Source organism: Pseudoalteromonas atlantica (genome assembly GCF_043641955.1).
In the GTDB taxonomy this organism is placed as follows: Bacteria; Pseudomonadota; Gammaproteobacteria; order Enterobacterales; family Alteromonadaceae; genus Pseudoalteromonas; species Pseudoalteromonas atlantica_A.
This window is the reverse complement of record NZ_JBHZRV010000001.1, coordinates 724,489-744,477: the sequence shown is the minus strand read 5'-3', so window position 1 is coordinate 744,477 and position 19,989 is coordinate 724,489. Positions and strand designations below refer to the sequence as shown.

The 19,989-nt window shown below is 41.1% G+C and carries 16 protein-coding genes; 12 read left to right on the top strand and 4 right to left on the bottom strand.

What is annotated here, in order from left to right:
• Nucleotides 1-143 precede the first annotated feature (143 nt).
• From ACHUE3_RS03060 to ACHUE3_RS03040, 5 genes are all read left to right on the top strand, one after another.
• Nucleotides 144-698, top strand: a complete 555-nt coding sequence (locus ACHUE3_RS03060; protein ID WP_394190052.1) for an isochorismatase family protein — start codon at nucleotides 144-146, stop codon at nucleotides 696-698.
• Between the two features lie 112 nt (nucleotides 699-810).
• Nucleotides 811-2,277 (top strand): methyl-accepting chemotaxis protein, encoded by a 1,467-nt coding sequence (locus ACHUE3_RS03055; RefSeq protein ID WP_394190050.1) that lies wholly within the window; start codon nucleotides 811-813, stop codon nucleotides 2,275-2,277.
• Nucleotides 2,261-2,782, top strand: coding sequence for a DUF6436 domain-containing protein (locus ACHUE3_RS03050; protein ID WP_394190048.1), 522 nt, complete (start codon nucleotides 2,261-2,263; stop codon nucleotides 2,780-2,782). Before ACHUE3_RS03055 ends, ACHUE3_RS03050 begins: the two co-directional genes overlap by 17 nt.
• A gap of 273 nt (nucleotides 2,783-3,055) precedes the next feature.
• On the top strand, nucleotides 3,056-3,817 hold the full coding sequence (locus ACHUE3_RS03045) for a substrate-binding periplasmic protein (RefSeq protein WP_394190046.1): 762 nt from the start codon (nucleotides 3,056-3,058) through the stop codon (nucleotides 3,815-3,817).
• A 480-nt stretch (nucleotides 3,818-4,297) separates the two neighbouring features.
• Entirely contained in the window at nucleotides 4,298-4,621 is a 324-nt protein-coding gene (locus ACHUE3_RS03040) for a hypothetical protein (RefSeq protein ID WP_394190044.1), read from the top strand.
• 61 nt (nucleotides 4,622-4,682) lie between these two features.
• Here ACHUE3_RS03040 and ACHUE3_RS03035 read toward each other — a convergent pair whose 3' ends face one another.
• Nucleotides 4,683-5,537 carry a GGDEF domain-containing protein gene (locus ACHUE3_RS03035; protein ID WP_394190042.1) on the bottom strand — a complete coding sequence of 285 codons (855 nt, stop codon included), beginning with the start codon at nucleotides 5,535-5,537 and terminating at the stop codon, nucleotides 4,683-4,685.
• A gap of 43 nt (nucleotides 5,538-5,580) precedes the next feature.
• Entirely contained in the window at nucleotides 5,581-6,417 is an 837-nt protein-coding gene (locus tag ACHUE3_RS03030; RefSeq protein ID WP_394190040.1) for an alpha/beta fold hydrolase, read from the bottom strand.
• Nucleotides 6,418-7,076: 659 nt separating this feature from the next.
• Here ACHUE3_RS03030 and tkt point away from each other — a divergent pair.
• Nucleotides 7,077-9,080 carry a transketolase gene (gene tkt / locus ACHUE3_RS03025; protein WP_394190038.1) on the top strand — a complete coding sequence of 668 codons (2,004 nt, stop codon included), beginning with the start codon at nucleotides 7,077-7,079 and terminating at the stop codon, nucleotides 9,078-9,080.
• 118 nt (nucleotides 9,081-9,198) lie between these two features.
• Here the strand turns inward: tkt and tal are convergent, their stop codons facing one another.
• On the bottom strand, nucleotides 9,199-10,152 hold the full coding sequence (gene tal, locus ACHUE3_RS03020; protein WP_394190036.1) for a transaldolase: 954 nt from the start codon (nucleotides 10,150-10,152) through the stop codon (nucleotides 9,199-9,201).
• Nucleotides 10,153-10,387: 235 nt separating this feature from the next.
• On the opposite strand from tal, the gene ACHUE3_RS03015 reads away from it, so the two are divergent.
• The 6 genes from ACHUE3_RS03015 (at nucleotide 10,388) to ACHUE3_RS02990 (ending at nucleotide 18,333) form a co-directional block, all read left to right on the top strand.
• Entirely contained in the window at nucleotides 10,388-12,040 is a 1,653-nt protein-coding gene (locus ACHUE3_RS03015; protein ID WP_394190034.1) for a ribulokinase, read from the top strand.
• Nucleotides 12,037-12,729, top strand: a complete 693-nt coding sequence (locus ACHUE3_RS03010) for an L-ribulose-5-phosphate 4-epimerase (protein WP_394190032.1) — start codon at nucleotides 12,037-12,039, stop codon at nucleotides 12,727-12,729. Before ACHUE3_RS03015 ends, ACHUE3_RS03010 begins: the two co-directional genes overlap by 4 nt.
• Before the next feature lie 32 nt (nucleotides 12,730-12,761).
• A complete protein-coding gene (gene araA, locus ACHUE3_RS03005) occupies nucleotides 12,762-14,261 on the top strand; it encodes an L-arabinose isomerase (protein ID WP_394190030.1) in 1,500 nt (499 codons plus the stop codon).
• An 89-nt stretch (nucleotides 14,262-14,350) separates the two neighbouring features.
• Nucleotides 14,351-14,941 (top strand): HAD family hydrolase, encoded by a 591-nt coding sequence (locus ACHUE3_RS03000; protein WP_394190028.1) that lies wholly within the window; start codon nucleotides 14,351-14,353, stop codon nucleotides 14,939-14,941.
• 72 nt (nucleotides 14,942-15,013) lie between these two features.
• Complete coding sequence (locus ACHUE3_RS02995) at nucleotides 15,014-16,225, top strand: aldose epimerase family protein (protein WP_394190026.1); 1,212 nt, start codon at nucleotides 15,014-15,016, stop codon at nucleotides 16,223-16,225.
• A gap of 137 nt (nucleotides 16,226-16,362) precedes the next feature.
• Nucleotides 16,363-18,333, top strand: coding sequence for a family 43 glycosylhydrolase (locus ACHUE3_RS02990; protein WP_394190024.1), 1,971 nt, complete (start codon nucleotides 16,363-16,365; stop codon nucleotides 18,331-18,333).
• Between the two features lie 66 nt (nucleotides 18,334-18,399).
• Here the strand turns inward: ACHUE3_RS02990 and ACHUE3_RS02985 are convergent, their stop codons facing one another.
• Nucleotides 18,400-19,983, bottom strand: a complete 1,584-nt coding sequence (locus tag ACHUE3_RS02985) for a carboxylesterase/lipase family protein (RefSeq protein ID WP_394190022.1) — start codon at nucleotides 19,981-19,983, stop codon at nucleotides 18,400-18,402.
• Nucleotides 19,984-19,989 lie beyond the last annotated feature (6 nt).

Below are 19,989 nucleotides of genomic sequence, written 5' to 3'. Positions count from 1 at the left end.
CACGTATAAGTTGACCCTGCTTAATTTGTCACTACAGACTAATATAGCATAGCAACAGTGTATTAATGAGTGAATTATTACTGTATTTTTAACAAGTGTAAATAAACCGCACTTATAAATTACACTTATAATGAGGAGTTAACATGGAAAAAATATTCTCTGCAAGTCGTTTACAAAGTCTTCTGTTAGTAATTGATATACAAAGTAAGTTAAGCCCTGTCATGGCTCAGTTTGCACAAATTAAACGTGTTACTGAACAGCTTGCAAGCGCCGCTAAGCTTTATAATATTCCACTACTTGTAACAGAGCAATACAAACAAGGATTAGGTAGTACAGATGAGACATTAAAAGCTGTGTTGAATGGGGCTACTTATTTTGATAAAACGCATTTTAGTGCCTTTAAAGAAAATGGATTTAAACAGCTTATTGCAGGTTACCGTAAACCCCAGATTATTGTTGTTGGAATGGAAGCACATGTGTGTGTTCTGCAGACATGTTTAGATTTACTTGCCAATGACTACAGTGTTTTTGTGATTGCTGATGGCATTTGCTCGCGCAATGAAATTCATCGTGATATTGCGCTTAATCAATTACATAAAGCAGGTGCGGTTATTACAAGTGCAGAAAGTATTATTTTTCAATGGGCAGAAGTAGCAAATACTGCAACCTTTAAAAAAATACTCAATATTGTAAAGTAACCTATAATATAAGAATAACTTCGCATAACTGATCATAGCTTTTAGAATTTTTTATTATCAAATGATCTAACAGGATGTAATAAACGTTTAAACTACTATTTTAGGGGTGCACATGACTGATAGAAGCCGTCTTTTTACAGTTTTATTTGTTTTGCTTTTTGTTGAGTCAGTTGCTTTAGGCATTTATTTTTCGACACTTATGCCTGCTTTTTTAATAGGGCTGCCCCTTTGTCTATTGCCCATTTGGTTGTTGCGGACAAATCCTGAAAGCAAGCTTACGGCTCATGTAGCAAGCGCTGCGCTTATTATGTTCTCATTTTTGCACATTCAACAATCATTTGGATTAATTGAAGTACACTTTGAAATATTTATTTTAATGGCTGTCTTAATTATGTTCATGCAATGGCAGGTATTTATAACTGCTATTGTGTTAGTCGCAATCCACCACTTTTCTTTTTACTACCTGCAGACCCAAAACTCAGGCTTTTACGTTTTTGATCCGGATCGTTTAGCGTTCAGTACGGTTATTATTCATGCCGTTTACGCTATAGTCGAGGCTTTGGTTGCTGGCTATATTGCTATTACTTTGCAAAGAGAGCGCCGTGCAGGACTATCACTTACGGCAGCCACTGAGCAGATAATGAGCGATCCTGAACATGTTCTACTTTCAACACGCGCAGATGAAACAAAAAACACGACTGTTCAAGGCTTTAATTCGCTTCTAGAGTCTTTGAATACAGTGATTGAACAAGTGAAGATGCAGTCTTTATCACTGAAAAGTAATTCCAAAGAGTTGGTTGAGGTTCATGATGAACTTGCTGATGCTGCCAATAAGCGTGCCCAGAAAACGGATGATATAGCGCATTCAGCTAGTTCAGTTGCTCATGGCTTTTCGTCTGTAGAGCACGAAAGTAATGTATTAAAACAACAAGTTGATGCAATTACCTCGGCTGCAGGAGACACCTTAAATGATGTTGAAAAAACGGATGACAAAAGCCAGGAATTACGTGATCACTTAAATCACACAGAAGAGCAGATAAAATTACTTGTTGCAGCTGGGGATGTAATATCTAATCTGCTTAATGATATATCAGGCATTGCTGAACAAACCAATTTACTTGCTTTAAATGCAGCGATTGAGGCGGCTAGAGCTGGGGAGCAGGGTAGGGGGTTCGCAGTTGTTGCTGATGAAGTGCGTTCTCTTGCAAACAGTAGTAAAGCGATTACCGATAAAATATCAAATACCCTCAAGGATCTAGTAAGTAATAGCCGCACATCAACTCAGTCTATGAGCCAATGTATGAGTGTGGTAGAAGAGCTAACCGATATAAGCTTCACTATGAAAGAGAATATTTTAGGTATGTCGCAACAAATTGAAACGGTTGCTAGCAGCACGACCTCTGTGGCGAAAGTTGTCGCTGAGCAAGTAGGTAATACAGAACAAATATCAGCCAGTGCAGACGCTTTACGTATGAGTCAGGAGCAAGACTCAGTTATTGTTGCAAAACTAACAGCTAAAGTACAAATGATAGACGTAAGTATAGATGTACTAGAGCAAAGCATTGCAAAATTCAAGTAAGCAGAATTTGAAGCTGTACGCCATTATTTTGATATGGTTCATCAGCGTTGTAACAGGACTTGTTTATTTTCAATTGTCATCTATTAGTACCTTTGATCCGCAACAGAAACTGTTGGAAAATGGTTGGCTTGATGATTTTAAAACACAGACTCACTGGCAAAACCCAGGCGATGCAACTTTAACCATTGTGATTGATTCTGAATGTGGCTGCTCCAAACGTTCAACTGAGCATGTAAAACAGTTAGCTTCTTTAGCGGATAGTTATGATGTAAAAGTGACTGTATTAGACGCCGCTAAAATGAGCAAAGAGCTGCTGCCAAATGTGCCGGGAGCTGTACTTGTAGATTCTACAGGAGAACTTGCTTATGCAGGGCCACTTTCAGAAGGTATTGCTTGCTCATCTTCTAGTGGTTTTGTTGAACTTGTAATGAATAATTTGCAAGCAGGCTTCAATTCAAACTTAACGGTTACGCAAGCACAAGGGTGTTATTGTCGAGGTAGTTAAGGATAGTTCCCTTACCCTAGAATAGCCGCTTAGTGTTAGTTAAACTTACCCAAAATACATTATGTTGAAGCTCAACTCGAATTAACTTTATTCAACCCCCATCAACAATTTGACTAACTTAAATGGTCAAAGTCCAACAAGTGTTTAGTCACTCTTTATTTTGATTGACGTCAATTAAATAACGAAATGCTGACTTAACTGCTTTGCTTTGTGACTGTTCAAAAAAGCGAAATAGAACTACTATATTTAAATACAAATTTAAATGGTGAAATAATGCGATTTATTATTTTAACTTTGTTGGGTCAGATATTAAGCTTTAACACGTTTGCAAACCCTCAAGACGTCAACCAAGATAAAAGCGTTATTAACTTAGCAACAACAGAATGGTGTCCTTATGTATGTAAAAATGAACAACGTGGCGAAGGCTTAATACTGGATTACCTCAGGGAAGTATTAGAGGCAGAGAATATTAGCTTAAATGTTAAGTTTTTTCCTTGGTCTAGAGCGATACAAGAAGTTCGTTCTGGACGGTTAAATGGTTTAGTGACCGCAATAAAATCCGAAGCACCAACCTTAGATTTTACAAATGTACCTAGTATGTATTATCAAATGTGTTTTTATACCAGAAGGGAATCAACTTGGATTTATCAATCCGAACAAGATTTAGCTAACATAAAATTGGGGTTGATTAGTGATTACGGTTACGGTGAACCAGTAGACAGTTACGCAGCACAAATTCATAACGACACGAATATGTTCAAAATTGGTGGAACAGATAGCTTACTTCGACTCGAGAGGCTGTTAGCAAAAAAACGAATTGATGCATTTATTGAAGATAAGCATGTCGTACAATGGATGTTTCAACAGAGTGCTTTGCGAGAGGCAGGTTGTTTAAATAAAATCCCATTTTATATGGCTTTTAACCCGGTGTATGCAGAAGAGACTGAAGTTATTCCATTACTAGACTCGTTACTGTCATTGGCAAAAAACCAAAAGCTATTTCAACAAAAGTACTTCCCACGTTATTTCGATTAATATTTTCTTTATCAATTCGACAAAATTAAGTACTTCCTGTGCAAAGTAAAGATATTTACTATCAGGTGCAGTAACGTACAGGCGACTTCAATTGGCTTAAATTTAGCTATATTTGACAAATGTATTGCTTCGGCAACTGAAGAGGTATATTTACAACTCCTGAAGTGTGAGACGCTACATTGGTGCAAATAAAACAAAAGTTATCAAAACCAATAATTTTTAAGTGTTTTTATTTTGCTGTAGAAAAGCAATTATCTGAAATTGAAATGATTTTCTTGATTCAGCAATGGCAAAAAAGCCACATAATATAATCTCTTTATTACTGCATTTGATTATTCTCAGTTTACTTTACTACCCATTTATTTAGCTTTTTAGCTGGTGGTATGGGTACTTTAAAAGTAAAAGAGCTTAGACTATTTTAGAAAATACATTTAGGTTTAAAGTATAAATATAATAAAGGCGCGAGCTTTCGGAGAAAACATGAATAAAGCAAGTATAGCAGTAATTGCATTTTTACTTGGTGCAACTTTGAGTGGATTGATCGGGTTTAAGCTGCAAATGGAACTAGGGTATCAAACAGTTATTAGTAAGTTGGCTGATAATACAATTTTTTATCAGCAAATAGAACAGGGCCAACCGGCACTAACGCAATCTGCAATAGCATCTTCATTAGAGCGATTTATATACTTAGCTGATGATGCTGAGGCCTCCATTTGGCTCTCGCCTTCACAGCACGATAAGCAAATAGTTGTCAGAGCAAAAAAATTACAGGCGCAATTGGAAAGTAAACAATCACCAATGTAACTTTCCTTGTTTTAATAATACCTGAGCTTGTGTCTATTAAGGTATTTGTAAAGCATTACATTTAATCTGGGTTTATCTCTTTATAGAATCCTGTTTTATTACGACCACTATTTTTAGCTTCATATAAGGCTTCATCTGCTTCGTTGATTTGCTTGTCGATAACATCAGAATAAGCCAAATCCCTAGGCTGTAAAACGGAAACCCCAATGCTGATGGACAATGAAGTGTCTGCGCTAGGTTTCACTTTGCGTACCTCTTTATGTAGTCTTTTACAAAAAGTTTGCGTATTCTCTAGGTTTGCGTTGTACAACACAACTAAAAACTCTTCCCCTCCCCAGCGTGCAACAATATCGCTGGTGCGTGTAACCCGTTTTAAGATGCTGGATAGCTCTGTTAATACTTCATCACCGCGATTATGGCCTAGATTGTCATTGATTCTTTTAAACCAATCAATATCAATGGCTAAAAACGACATCGGCATAAAGTGACGTTTTAGTTGGTGAATAACTTTAGTTAAATCATCTATTGCTGCTCGTCGATTGTGCAGGTTGGTAAGAGGATCTACTCGGGTGAGAAAGGTGAGCTTTTCAGTTTTACTTTCTAAATGTTCTCTTGCGGCGAGTAGTTCCTGATACAACTTATCTCGTGCAATAGCTACATAGATAGACCAATATAGTTTTGAGTCCATCAGTTTAATATGTGCAACGGCTGGCGCTTTATTTTTATCGTTTAAGATTAACGATATTTGAATTTCTTCGCATGAACCATTGCTAAATATTGCAGGTCGAATATAGCTTTCGAATAATATAGAGCTCGCCTTTGAAATTATATCAAATAGGCTGTAAGTGGAATTTGCATTTAGGCCCAACAGCTCATTTGCAAATTGATTACTATATTCGAGTTTATTGGTTTCCATGTCAGTGACTATTAATACGCAAGGAAACGAGTCAAGTGTCGGTTTACTCATCTAGAAATTTATTAATCAAATGGGATACAGTCTCTGGATCAGTCATATGCAAGCAGTGGCCATGGGAATCAATTACTTCTAATGTGGAGTTGGGCATTTTTTCATGCATGTACTTACCTATTTCAACAGATGCCAAGTTGTCTTGCTTGCTTTGCAATACTAATGTAGGCAAAGTGAGTTTTTGCAGCGTCTCTCTGTCATCAGAAAAAAAGGTGGCTTTAGCAAAAGGTTTGGCATAGTTAGGATCGGTAGAGCAAAAGCTTTCTGATAGTTCATCAATTAATTCTGCTTTATTAGTTTGTCCCATCACCAAAGGCGCTAAATAATTAGCCCATCCAATATAGTTTTTGTCCATTAAGTCTATGAGCTCTTCTAAGTCACTTTTGTCAAAGCCGCCAAAATAGTGTGGTGGAAAATTAAGAAAACAGGGGGATGGACAAATCATCACAATTTTTTTGAACAGAGTCGGTGATTCAATAGCTGCAAGCATTCCTATAATGCTACTGACAGAGTGCCCAATAAATACAATGTTTTTTAGTTGTAACTCATTACATATTTCAATTACATCTTGAGCATACCCATTTAGTGACTGGTACCTTTGCTTACTAAAAGCTGCAGGGTCTGACTGACCACATCCAACATAATCAAACAGTACTAATTTATAGCTGGGAGTTAGCAGAGGTTGAATAAATCGCCACATATTTTGGTCACAACCAAACCCATGTGCAAGCATCAGTGTAGTATCGCCATCGCCAATTATTTTAACGTTATTACGATCTTGTATGCTCATAGCCATAAGTAAAAACTCCTGCTCAGATTGTCTAATCATAATGTTCACTTTAGATTGCTAATGCAAGCACCAAAAACAATATAATAGGAAAAACTTAACATAACGTGTTAATCCGTAAAGGTATCAGGAACGAAAGTGATAGAGTAAAATTAGAGCCAGCCAAAAAGCTCTGGATAAGGCCATTATTATTAGTTTTGATATTTATTTTAACGCCAGTACTCTTAGCTGTGGTGAGTCTGTCTTTTGCATCCGCAATGAAGCCGTACTTTCTACCCTAAGAACTTTGGGTTTCGAATTCATCGTCCTTTTTAAATAGCCGCACTTTGTAGCTGGCTTATAAATTGCGGCCATTGCTTATGATTAAATAAGTGTTCATAACAACAGCTTTTACTTTAGGGTTCGTTGACCTTTGCGGATTGAAAATCAATCAAACTAGGGGGTTGTTTAATCGCGGCGCGAGGTTTGTAACCTAGTGGGCTCAATAACTGCTCCTGCGTTATCACCTATTTATGGGGAATAACCACACAACATAGGCGCTGCCTTGCCTCAATACCAAACAGCCTGCTGCAAAAATTCAACTTTGAAAGGTAAACAGACCCTAATAAATGCAATGGCTATACGCTTACGTAATTATTATTGCTATTTAGTGTGTATTTTGAGATATTAATTATAATATAATATTAACAGGATATGAAAAGATGACTCTGCCCAGTTCTCAATCTGCTAATGCAATTCGCATGCTTGCTGTCGATGCCGTTCAAAAAGCCAATTCAGGCCACCCAGGTGCCCCAATGGGAATGGCTGATATTGCTGCTGTACTTTGGCAAAAATTTCACCGCCACAACCCATCTAACCCTAATTGGGTTAATCGTGATCGTTTTGTATTGTCTAATGGCCATGGTTCAATGTTGCAATATGCACTGTTGCATCTAAGTGGTTATGACGTCAGTATTGAAGACATTAAACAGTTTCGCCAATTACATTCGAAAACGCCTGGTCACCCAGAGTACGGTTACACGCCGGGTGTAGAAACGACCACAGGCCCACTTGGGGCCGGTATTGCTAATGCGGTAGGTATGGCGATTGCTGAAAAAACGTTAGCGGCACAATTTAATAAACCGCATTTTGATATTGTTGATCATTTTACTTATTGCTTTTTAGGCGATGGCTGTTTGATGGAAGGTATTTCACATGAAGCATGTTCATTAGCGGGTACGTTAAAGCTAGGTAAACTCATTGCATTTTGGGATGACAACGGCATTTCAATTGATGGTGAAGTTGAAGGTTGGTTTACGGATGACACAGCAAAGCGCTTTGAATCGTATGGCTGGCATGTGATCCGTGATGTAGATGGTCACGATATGACCGCTATTGCTAACGCCATTGAAACAGCCCAAGCTACGGCAGATAAACCAACGCTTATTTGCTGTAAAACGGTGATTGGCTTTGGTTCGCCTAATAAATCTGGAAGCCATGATTGTCACGGCGCGCCACTGGGTAATGATGAAGTTGCAGCGGTTCGTGAGCAACTAAATTGGCCACACCCAGCCTTTGAAGTTCCACAAGATGTATATAATGAGTGGAACACGCAAGCTAAAGGTCAAGACTTAGAAACTGCCTGGCAACAAACCTTTGCGGCATATAGCAAAGCGCACCCAGAACTAAGTAAAGAGTTTAACCGACGCGTGATGGCTAAATCATTACCGAATAATTTTGCTGAACTTGCAGATCAATACATTGCTAAGTGCCAAGATGATATGCAAAACATTGCAACGCGTAAATCATCACAAAATGCGATAACCTTTTTTGCCGAGCAATTACCTGAATTAATGGGCGGCTCTGCTGACTTAGCTGGCTCAAACTTAACTTTATGGCCTGATGCGAAGGGCTTACAAGATGATGACGCGGGTAACTATGTATTTTATGGGGTGCGTGAGTTTGGCATGAGCGCGATTATGAATGGTATTGCATTACACGGCGGCTTTATCCCATTTGGTGCTACCTTCTTAATGTTTATGGAATATGCACGCAATGCAGTGCGTATGTCGGCATTAATGAAAGCGCAAAGCATTTTTGTCTACACTCATGACTCGATTGGTCAAGGTGAAGACGGCCCAACACACCAACCAATTGAGCAAATTGCAAACCTTCGTATGACGCCTAATATGACGACGTGGCGCCCATGTGATGAAGTTGAAACTGCGGTTGCTTGGCGCCAAGCGCTAATTAATGAAACAGGGCCTAGTGCATTGATTTTTAGTCGCCAAGGCACTAAAGCTATGCCGCGTGATAAAGCGCAGTTAGACACTGTAGCAAAAGGGGGTTACACCTTAGTTGATTGTGAGAAAACACCAGAGCTAATTTTAATAGCGACTGGTTCTGAAGTAGAATTGGCGGTTAATGCGGCAGCTGAATTAACAGCTCAAGGCAAGCAAGTTCGCGTTGTATCTATGCCATCAACCAATCAGTTTGACTTGCAAGATAAAGCTTACCGCCAAAGTGTATTGCCTGTAGGCGTTGCTAAAATTGCTGTAGAAGCTGCACACAGTGATTTTTGGTATAAATACGTTGGTCAAGATGGCGACGTACTAGGTATGACTACGTTTGGCGAGTCTGCCCCAGGTGCTGTATTACTAGAGCATTTTGGTTTTACAGTAGAGAACTTAGTTGCTAAAGCAAATGCGCTATTAAACGACATCTAGGTTTAATTTTTACCTGATAAAAAGCCCGCTGATTTAATTAAATCAGCGGGCTTTTTTATATTTTAAATTTGAGCTTTTGATAATGATTGATTATCAAAAGCTCGGTTTAGTTATTGATTTAGATAAGCTCAGCTAAAATAGCTTCAAGTTTTTCTTGGTCAATCGCAAATTGGCGAATACCTTGGCTTAGTTTTTCAGTCGCCATAGCATCTTGATTCATTTCCCAGCGAAAAGCGTGCTCGCTCATAGGCTCAGGCGCCGTAGCGGTTTGTGTAGCAGCTGTGAGTTGACGCGTTAATGGCGCATCTGTTGCTGCCAGCTCTGAAAGTAGCCCTGGGCTAATAGTTAATCTATCACAGCCTGCCAGTAATTGGATTTCGCTGATGTTTCTAAAGCTTGCGCCCATAACGATGGTTTTATAATCATGCTTTTTGAAAAAGTCATAGATATGCGTGACAGACTGTACGCCTGGGTCTTTAGCACCACTGTAATCAGCGTCAGTATTATTGGCTTTATACCAATCTAGAATACGGCCAACAAATGGCGAAATTAAATACGCACCTACTTCTGCACAGGCACGGGCTTGAGCAAATGCGAATACCAGCGTTAAGTTACAACGAATACCTTGTTGCTCTAGTACTTTTGCCGCTTGAATACCTTCCCATGTTGACGCTACTTTGATTAACACGCGAGAGGTATCAATATCTTGCTCTTTATAAAGTGCAACGAGCTCAAGCGCTTTATTAATGGTTGCTTGTGTATCAAATGATAAGCGTGCATCAACTTCGGTAGATACTAAACCAGGCACTTGTGCCATTAAGTTTGCGCCAATCAATACCGATAACTTATCAGCGGCTTTGCTGATCACTTGGGCGCTATCGTTAGTTTGTTGCTTAGCCCAATTAACGGCTTCTACAGCCAGTGGACGGTACTTTTCAATTTTGATCGCATTTAATAATAACGATGGATTGGTTGTGGCATCTTGTGGCTTATATTGATTAATCGCTTCAAAATCACCCGTATCAGCAACTACAGTGGTCATGGTTTTTAATTGTTCTAATTGGCTAGACATAGACATCCTATTTTTTCATCCAAAATAAATTAACGGCTTTTAGCATTACTTTGACATGGTTATAGCCCTTTGATACTGCAAAACATCAGTTTAATGGGCAAGGCTGTCAGAATATTTCAGAATAAATCTGTTAATAATATTTTTATAATACCTTTACAACCTGTCATTATTGATATTATCATACAAATAACAGTAATGACTAACATTGTTAGTATCCAATTAGTGAAAGGTATTTATGTCTCGTTATACATTGGGATTAGATTATGGCTCTGATTCAGTAAGAGCACTGCTTGTTGACGTTACCACAGGTAAAGAGCTGGCTAGCCATTTAGTTAATTATCCGCGTTGGGCACAAGGATTGTATTGTGACCCAAGTAAAGATCAATTTCGCCAGCACCCACAAGATTATATCGATAGCTTAGTTGAAGTTGTTAATGGTCTATGGCAGCAAGTGCCAGCGGGTACCGCAGACAAAGTAGTAGGAATGAGCTTTGATACAACAGGCTCAACGCCAGTAGCGATTGATAGCCAAGGCACACCGTTAGCGCTGACTGAAGAATTTGCTGAAAATCCAAATGCTATGTTTATTCTTTGGAAAGACCATACGTCGATTAAAGAAGCGAATGAAATTACCAATGCAGCAAACAATAACGACATTAATTATCTTTCACACATGGGCGGTATCTATTCATCTGAATGGTACTGGGCTAAAGCACTGCATATCTTCAGAGGTGATGCGGCGGTAAAAGCAGCAACTTACTCTTGGGTAGAGCATTGCGATTGGATGACTGCATTAATGTGCGGCACCACACACCCTGAAGTATTAACGCTGGGCCGTTGTGCTACAGGCCACAAACAAATGTGGAACGAACAATGGGGTGGTTTCCCACCAAATAGTTTTTTCAGCTCTATTGATCCATTGTTAGATGGCATGGTTGATACACTTAATGCCACCACCCAACCAAGCGACCAAGTCGCGGGCAAATTAACTGCACAGTGGGCTGAGAAACTTGGTTTACCGCAGAGCGTTATTGTTGGTTACGGTGCTTTTGACTGTCACATGGGGGCCGTTGCTGCCAATGTCCGCCCTGGCGTACTGACAAAAGTAATGGGCACTTCAACTTGCGATATTACGGTTACTTCAAAACAACAACTTGGTGATACCTGTGTAAAAGGTATTTGTGGCCAAGTAGATGGTTCAGTTATTCCGGGCATGATTGGTCTAGAAGCAGGTCAATCGGCATTTGGTGATTTATACGCTTGGTTTAAAAACCTGATGCTATGGCCAACTCGCCAATTAACAAATTTAAACGACGTAGAACAAGGCTTGATCAATAAAATTGAAGACTCAATTTTAGTTGATTTATCAAAAGCAGCCAGTGCGTTACCTATTAAAAATACCGATGTAACGGCACTTGACTGGGTCAACGGTCGTCGCACTCCCGATGCAGATCAAAGCGTAGCAATGGCCATGACGGGCATGAAAATGGGCACTGATGCGCCGCAGTTCTTTAAAGCATTGGTTGAGGCGACGGCCTTTGGCGCTCGCGCTATTACTGAGCGTTTTGAAAATGAAGGGGTCCCCATTGACTCTGTGGTCGTTATTGGTGGTATCTCGAAAAAATCCGATTACGTTATGCAAACTTGTGCCGATGTTTGGAATTGCCCTATTGATGTGCTTGAAAGCGAACAAAGCTGTGCGCTAGGTGCCGCGATTATGGCCGCAGTGGCAGCAGGCGAGTACGCAAGCGTAGCTGATGCACAAAAAGTAATGGCATCTGCGGTATGTCATCAATATTTACCAAACCCAGAACGGGTTGATGTCTTTAACGAACTCTATGCTAATTATCAAGCATTAGCACAGTATGTTGATGGAGCAAAAGCATGAGTTATAAAGAATTAAAGCGTGAAGTATTTGAAGCTAACATGGAATTACAACGCCGTGGATTAGTGATTTACACCTTTGGTAATGTATCGCAAATCGACCGCGACAAAGGGGTTATTGCGATAAAACCAAGCGGTGTATCGTATGACCAAATGCAAGCAGAAGACATGGTGATTGTGGATTTAGAAAACAACATCGTTGAGGGCAGTATGCGGCCATCTTCTGATACTAAAACCCATGTTCATTTGTATCGCCATTTTAATGATATTGGTGGTGTAACACATACGCACTCAACGTATGCCACTACATGGGCTCAGGCAAAACAAAGTATTCCTTGCTTTGGTACTACTCATGCCGATTATGTCCATGGTGACATCACTTGCACGCGTGAATTAACCGATGAGCAAGTAAATGGTGATTATGAGCTAGAAACCGGTATTCAAATTACCGATGCCTATAAAGAGCGGGATCCAAAAGCGGCCCCTATGGTCATTGTTGCAGGTCATGCACCGTTTACTTGGGGTAAAGACGCTGCACAATCTGTTTACCATGCTGCATTACTTGAAGAGATTGCTCGCATGGCTTACCTAACGCGCACGCTTGATCAAAGTGCCGCTGCGCTTAAAAGGTCTGTGATGGATAAACATTATTTAAGAAAACACGGTAAAGATGCCTACTACGGCCAAAAATAACCGTGGCTAACAAGTACAAGAGGAATTTATATATGCCGTCGTCAATGAAAGAAGTTTGGTTTGTAACTGGGTCACAACATTTATATGGTCCAAAAGTGTTAAACACCGTTGCAGATGATAGTGCTGCAATAGTAGCTGGTTTAAATAGCGAAGCTAATTTACCTGTCAATCTAGTGTGTAAACCGACAGTGAAAACGCCCGAAGAAATTCATGCTGTTTGCCAAGCTGCAAACACTGATCCTAATTGTGTAGGTCTAGTATTATGGATGCATACTTTCTCACCAGCAAAAATGTGGATTGCTGGTTTGAGCGAATTACGTAAACCATGGTTACACTTACATACCCAATTCAATGCTGCACTTCCTTGGGCCGACATTGATATGAACTACATGAACACGCACCAAAGTGCCCACGGTGACCGTGAATTTGGTTTCATCGGCACAGTAATGCGTAAAGAGCGTAAAGTGGTTGCAGGTCATTGGCAACGTGCTGACGTGCAAAAGCAAATTGATGATTGGTGTCGCGCAGCAAAAGGCTGGGCAGAAAGCCAAACACTTAAAGTGGCACGTTTTGGCGATAACATGCGCCAAGTAGCGGTTACAGAAGGTAATAAAGTCTCTGCACAAATTACGTTTGGCTATGAAGTACACGCATTTGGTGTCGCTGAGTTGGTTAAAGTAGTTGATACGGTAACTGATGCCGAAGTAGATGCACAGCTTGAAGTATACAAAACTGACTATGTGATTAGCGATGAAACGCTGCAAGATGATTACAAAGTATCGATGCTGCGTAATGAAGCACGTTTAGAGCTGGGTATGGAGCGCTTTTTAGAAAAAGGTGGCTTTAAAGCATTCACAAACTGTTTTGAAGACTTGTCAGGTTTATCGGGTTTACCGGGCCTTGCAACTCAGCGCTTAATGTCTAAAGGCTATGGCTATGGTGGCGAGGGCGACTGGAAAACAGCTGCTATGGTTCGCATCATGAAAGTGATGGGTGAAGGTCTTGAGGGCGGTTGTTCATTTATGGAAGATTACACCTATAACATGGGTGAAACTGACCAAGTATTGGGTGCGCATATGCTAGAAGTGTGCCCATCAATTGCCGCGCAAAAACCACATTTAGAAGTGCATGAGCACACTATTGGTGTTAAGTGTGATGTGGGTCGTTTATTGTTTACTGCTAAAGCAGGCGCAGCAATTAACGTTTCACCGATTGATATGGGTAACCGTTTCCGAATGCTTATTAACGAAGTAGACACAGTCGCCCCACCTGCTGATTTACCCCATTTACCTGTTGCTTCAGCACTGTGGGAACCAAAACCAAATCTTTCAGTAGCGTCTGCTGCGTGGATCCATGCTGGTGGTGCACACCACACTGCATATAGCCAAGCGGTCACTACAGATATGATTGTTGATTTTGCAGAAATGGCTGGCGTTGAAACGATGATTATTGATGGCGACACCAGTATTCGTGGCTTCAAAACAGAACTTCGCCATAACGCAGCATACTACATGTTAAAACGCGGTTTATAGTCGTTTTCTCACGCAGTAAGCTAAGTTAACTAAATAAGCCAGCTTTGTAGTAAAGTTGGCTTTTGTTTATATGAGGCTATGAAATCACAATGCTAGATCTAACCAAATACCAAGGTATTATTTTTGATATGGATGGTACGCTTATCGACTCTATGGGCGGCCATTTGCAAGCATGGGAGAAAACCTGTCATGCCTTTGGCTACCCATTTGATTATGATTATATGCATGGCTTAGGGGGAGTGCCTACGCTTGCGACTATTGAGCTACTCAATGAAAAATTCTCCCAAACCCATGATGCAGTTGAAGTGGCTCAACAAAAGCATCAATTTTGGCTAGGTTTAAACCATAAACCTGAAATTATTGCTCAAACGGTTGCAGTATTAGACCATTACCACGGCAAGATGCCGATAGGTGTTGGTACCGGCGCCGACCGTAGCCATGCTATTGATCATTTAACGCATACTGGTCTTATCAATAAAATTGATGCGTTAGTCACAGCCAGTGATGTTCAAAGCGGTAAACCGCACCCTGAAACCTTTTTAATGGTTGCTAAGCAAATTGGCGTACAGCCAAATCACTGTGTGGTGTTTGAAGACACCAAAATTGGCTATCAAGCAGCAAAGGCGGCAGGTATGGACTGTATTTTAGTTAAAGATGGAAAAATACAACTAAACAATTAGGCGAATAAATTTGCAATTCAATGCCATATTGTATTATAAAAGTATAAATATAATTACAAGAAGGTTATTGGTATGTCATTGCAATGTATAACTCAGCGCTTAACAGCGGTTCATCAGTCGTCAGTATCTAATAAAAAATATTCTCGCGGTTTATTTGCATTGGCAATTTCCTTTGGCGTTGCCTTAACCCCCGCATGTGCTCACCAAGGAGACAATATGACTCAATCACCTTCAGCTTTATTACAGGCTTATGGCAAGCTTTCAGATCAAACTCCCATTAACCAAGTAACATTAACGAACAGTAATGGGGTGAGTGTGGATGTGATCAATTATGGCGGCATCATTACTCGTATCGAAACGCCAGACAGCAATGGCAACATGGGCAACATTGTTTTAGGCATGGATAATCTAGAAGATTATACTAATTCATCAACTTACTTTGGTGCAATTATTGGCCGTTTTGGTAACCGTATTGCCAATGGTCAATTTAGCCTAAATGGTACTGACTATCAGCTAGCCACAAACGATGGTGACAACCACTTACATGGTGGTGTACAGGGCTTTGATAAGAAAGTATGGACTATGGCACCCTTTAGCACTGAAAACAGTGCCGGTGTAACACTCAGTTTAGTGAGCCCGGATGGCGACCAAGGTTATCCTGGAGAACTAACAACACAAGTTACCTACACGTTGACCAATAAAAATACCCTAGATATGCAATTTGTGGCAACAACAAATAAGCCCACCATCATTAATATGACCCAACATAGCTATTTCAATTTAGCTGGGAAGGGCGATATTCTTGATCACCAAATGCAAATCAACTCAAGTGCAATTACCCCAGTTGATGGTGGCTTGATCCCAACGGGTGAGTTAATGCAAGTGGCGGGTACACCATTTGATTTTAGAAATGCAAAAGCAATTGGCAAAGAAATTAATATTGATGATGAGCAGCTCAAGCTTGGTAAAGGTTATGATCATAACTTTGTTCTTAAAAATAAGCCCAACCATGATTTGATTGAAGCCGCTAACGTCTATGAGCCAAACTCAGGGCGTACCTTGACTGTGTATACCGAAGAGCCAGCCGTACAGTTTTATTCAGGCAACTTTTTAGATGGTAGCACCAAGCAAGCTTCTGGCTTGGTTCATAAGTTTCGTAGTGGCTTTTGCTTAGAGCCACAACATTTCCCTGATGCGCCGAATCAGCCGACATTTCCAAGCACAACACTGATGCCGGGCGATGTTTATTCAACCCGTATCGTGTATGAATTTGGCACTAAGTAATAGCCTTGATAAATAGCGCTAGCAGGCTTGCATCCAAGTTACATGCAGCGATAGAAAGCGGAAAATAAACCAAAACTTTTAATTCAAATCAGCGCTCAATAGGCGGCTGGATAATAAAAATAAGGGTGATAACAACAATGAATGCACAACATCAATTGCGCACTAAGTTAAAGCGCACCGTCAAAGCAACAGGCCTATTGGGGCTGCTGGCTTTGTCATTAAGCACACTAACTGGTTGTGAATCAACAACCAGCGCAGACACACAAAAAACAGCAGACAAGTCGCCTGTCGCGGCTGCTAAAGCACCGATTCAAGATGACGGGGTGTTTACCAATCCTTTATTTCCTAATGGTGCCGATCCTTGGTTAGAGTATTGGGATGGTAACTATTACTTAACGACCACTACGTGGACATCTGAGTTGGTGATGCGTAAATCACCTACATTAGCAGGCCTTGCTGATGCAACGCCCATTAATGTTTGGTCGTCGACTGAAGCAGAGCGTTGTTGTAACTTTTGGGCATTTGAGTTTCATCGTGTCAAAGGGCCAGATGGTTATCGTTGGTATATGATGTATACCTCAGGTACAGATGGTACGCTGGAAAACCAGCATCTTAATGTATTAGAAAGTGCAGGTGATGATCCAATGGGGCCGTATGAGTACAAAGGCGCGCTCATGCCTGATGTATGGAACATTGATGGCAACTACTTAACCTACAAAGATAAGCTCTATGTGATCTACTCACAGTGGCAGGGCGATCAGCAACTTAATATTATTGCCGAAATGGAAAACCCATGGACGCTGAAAAAAGACTCTCCGCACACTGTTATTACTCGCCCAGAACTTGATTGGGAGATCAGTGGCCGTAAGGTAACGGAAGGCGCTGAGATTTTACAGCACAATGGTCGAACTTTTATGACTTACTCAGCCAGTTTTTGTAATACCCCTGATTACAAACTAGGGATGCTTGAACTTGTGGGCGATGACCCACTTAAATCAAGTAGCTGGAAGAAATATGATCAACCGGTGTTTGAACGTACAGAAGACGTTTTTGGTCCCGGTCACAATGGTTTCTTCACATCTCCTGATGGTAGCGAAGATTGGTTGGTTTATCACGGCAATGACTCAGTAGAACATGGCTGTAGTGCCACACGTTCATTACGTGCCCAGAAGTTTACCTGGAACGACGATGGCACGCCAAACTTTGGTAAACCACTGACTCCTGGTGTTGAAGTGGCTCCGCCAGCGGGTGAATATGGCCCATTGGTAACGCGCGTACAAGGCCAACGCTACAATTTAGTAAATGCGACCAGCGGCTTATGCTTAGATATTGCAGCCGATCCGCAAGATGCGCGTGCTGTTCAGCGTCAATGTGCTAGCACCAACGGACAATGGGTGATTGATTCTACAACGGATGGTTTTGTGCGTTTAGCGAATCGTGAAGATAGCAAATTTTTAGAATTAGCCAACTGCAGTGGTTCAGATAATGCCAAAGTACAATCTGCTGCGTGGCGTAATAACTTTTGCCAGCAATGGAAAGTAGCGCCGACAACAGATGGTAATGTGTCAATTACGAACCGTTATACAGAAAAACCTATTGCAGTAGCTGGTTGTTCTGCAGCGCAAAATCAAGCTGTGTTACAACAAGGTAAAGAGTCTGCCTGTAGCGATTGGCAATTACAGCCTGTTGGCAGTGTTGCGGTGATGAGTCAACAAAGTGGTAAAGCATTAAGTGTGGCAGGAGCCGTTAAAGCGGGCACCAATGTTGAGCAACAAGCATTTACTCACAGTGATGCTCAGCAATGGTTCTTTGCGCCAACTGATACCGGTTACGTTGCTTTAAAACAAGACTTATCAAGTGATTACTGTGCAGCTGTAGCTGAAAATGCCATGGTCCCTGGTGCCAATGTAGAAATGGCTGCGTGTGATAGTAAGACTGCACAATGGCGTATTGCACCAGTTGATGGCGGTGGCGTAATGCTGATCAACCGTTATACAAAGCAAGTGCTTGGTTTAAGCGATTGTGGCCTTGCAGAAAATACTAATTTTGCACAACAACCTGATTTAGGGAGTAAGTGCCAAATATTCCATTTACGTGAGCCAAACTAGTCACGGACCATGTTCGACTCTCACCAAGCCACTACTTAGTTAGTGGCTTTTTTATGAATTGTTTAACTAGGGTGTTTGATTAGCCCATTTTTTGCCTGCGTCTGTGCGGCGCCATTTGAAGTATTGATCAAGGGTTTCTAGTGCTTGCTGGTCGGGGACGGGGCCTACTTTCGCTTGTTGCTGAAAATACATAGTGCTAGGTTTGCTCTCATTGAAAGCCGGCCAGTGGGGTAATGTATTGTCATTTGGGTGGCCATTTTTGGCAAAATTAGTCCAATAGGTGGCCATTGTTTCTGCCATTTTTAAATCGTTTGCGGTTACATTCGGATCTGACTTATTAAGGTTGTTAAACATATAGGCAATCTCATGACCGTGAGCAGAACCATGATCTTCATCTTTGGCGCCAGTTTTACGCTCAGGATGATGATCAAAGTAATAAAGGTAAGCAGGAGCATTACCGTACTGGCTTTGTAATTTAGCCCAGCTCCATGTATGCCAGCCAAAGGCTGCATCACGTACTAGATTACGGGCGCTACGAGGAATGCTTTTTTTTGCTACTGGGTAAGCCTCAAGTAAGCTTGGCGCAAATTGCCCGAAGCGAGTCTTTACTCCATCAACAAAGTTATTTACATCAGGGTCCCACACAAAGCTGACACCTTCATCGGAATTATAGCCAACTAAGGTTGGGACATCATTAAACTTGCCTTGTTGATAGAGCTTATATTGGTCGCCTTTGAGCACATAGTCGTCAACAATAGGCCATCCACCAGGCAGTGACCAACCTTTTGGAATAAAGGTGTCTGCGCTCATTTTTCGCAGCTGTGCAATTGAGGTTGTGCCAAATTGTTTTACATAGTCGAAACCTTCTGCTTGAGCCTGCTCTAAGGTCGACATGTTTTCACCGGGGTAGTTTTTAATGCGAGTAGGGCCAAATGAACCGCCACTTTGCGAGATAACTTTGTTAAATAGACCACTTGCTAACGGTGACGCTGCAAGCATACTCACTGATATACCGCCCGCGGATTCACCCGCAATAGTGACATTGTTAGCATCACCACCAAAATGGCTGATATTGTTTTTAAGCCACTTTAAGGCGGCTATTTGATCGAGCAAACCATAATTCCCCGACACCCCAGCTGGGCTTTCTTTATTAAGTTCCGGATGGGCTAAAAAACCTAATTGACCAACACGATAGGCGATAGACACTACAATCACGCCTTTATTCGCAAGCGCCACACCATCAAAAATAGGATCGGATGAACTGCCAAAACTAAAGCCTCCCCCGTAAATCCAAACTAATACGGGGAGCTTGTCTTTATCAGATTGTGCTGGCGTCCAAATATTTAAATATAAGCTATCTTCACTGACTCCAGATACCGGATTGCCTGCTTGCATTGGGGCATGAGCATACTCTTGTGCTTTAAGCACCCCTTGCCATTTTTCTGCCGGTTGCGGGGCTTTCCAACGAAGTTCGCCAACGGGGGGCTTGGCAAACGGCACACCTTTAAAAATAGCGAGGTTTTGCTGAGCTGTGCCTTGCAGTTTACCTTGTGTCACATTTACTTGGGTGAGCGGCTCTGCGTGAACAGTGACCGTTGCTGCAGAAAAAAATGCAGCCCATAAAAACCGCTTAAATGTTGCTGTGTTCATAACCAT